The organism is Vibrio sp. 1401, from assembly GCF_033340295.1.
Genome location: NZ_JAWOWF010000790.1, coordinates 1 through 530, shown reverse-complemented (window position 1 = coordinate 530; position 530 = coordinate 1). Strand labels below are relative to the sequence as shown.

Genomic DNA, 530 nt, shown 5'->3' with positions numbered 1-530 from the left:
TCAGTTCACTCCAGGCACATGCACTCCAGAATAAGGCGACCAAAATCAGAAAACGCTGCACATTCTCTCCATAGCATCGGAGTTAACCCGCAGTTACTCCTGCCAAACCTTGTGAATCGTGTCCGCTGTGAGTATAAAAAAGACATAACTCTCATACCCAACGGAAATAATAGTATGAATGCGAGCCTGCCGAAACTCGACGACCTTGACCGCGCAATCTTAAAAACACTTATGGCAGACGCCAGAACGCCTTACGCCGAAATGGCTAAGCAGTTCGATGTCAGCCCTGCCACCATTCATGTGCGTATCGAGAAAATGAAATCGGCTGACATAATCGAGGGTACGGAGGTGATCGTAAATACCAAGAAGCTCGGCTACGATGTGTGTTGCTTTATTGGTATTAACCTTAACGCGGCGCGTGACTACCACTCCGCGTTAGAAAAACTCAATGCTCTCGATGAGGTAGTGGAAGCTTACTACACCACAGGCGCGTATAACATATTCGTCAAATTGATGTGCAAATCGATTGA

The 530-nt window shown here is 46.8% G+C and carries 1 protein-coding gene; it reads left to right on the top strand.

Annotation, left to right across the window (positions count from 1 at the left end; genetic code table 11):
• Positions 1–174: 174 nt before the first annotated feature.
• Positions 175–530 (top strand): AsnC family transcriptional regulator (locus R7Z77_RS28190; protein WP_318137414.1); only part of this gene is annotated, 356 nt, incomplete at its 3' end.